This window comes from Rhizobacter sp. P3_C12, from assembly GCF_056402735.1.
Genome location: NZ_JBFUGW010000668.1, coordinates 1 through 522, shown reverse-complemented (window position 1 = coordinate 522; position 522 = coordinate 1). Strand labels below are relative to the sequence as shown.

At 74.5% G+C, this 522-nt stretch carries 1 protein-coding gene; it reads right to left on the bottom strand.

The annotated features are described in order from the left end of the window. Window positions 1–522: DUF1513 domain-containing protein (locus tag AC1DXV_RS35260; protein WP_477938137.1), on the bottom strand; the 522-nt coding region annotated here is incomplete at both ends.

Below are 522 nucleotides of genomic sequence, written 5' to 3'. Positions count from 1 at the left end.
CTGCAGCTCGCCGCGCGCGGCATCGAGCCGCACCAGCGACGAGTCCATGCGGTCGAGGCCGAGCTTCATGCGGCCGGTCTCGGGCCGGATCTCGATGCCGCCGTTCGCGACCACCAGCCGCGTGAACGGCGCGGCCTGCGCGTCCCACAGCAGCATGTGCGGGTCGCGGCCGTGCGTCGGCCACTCGGCGCGCTTCTCCAGCGTGCAGGCATCGCGCACGCCGACCAGGCCGGCACCGCTGTCGAGATCGGTCTCGCTGGTGTACAGCGTGTCGCCCGACGCATCGGCGATCACGTGGCCGTTGTACGCGCGGTTCGGCTCGATCCACGCGAGCGCGATCACGCGGCCCTCGCGGTTCCAGCGCATCAGCCAGTCGCCGGGGCGGCGCGCGACGGCGAGCAGCGTGCCGCCGGGCTCCTGCAGCAGGCCGTGGGCGCGGGTCGGCACGGCGATCGCTCGGTGCACGCGCAAGTGGTGGCCTTGCAGGCGCAACACGCCGACGCTGGCGCCGCCGTCGCGGCC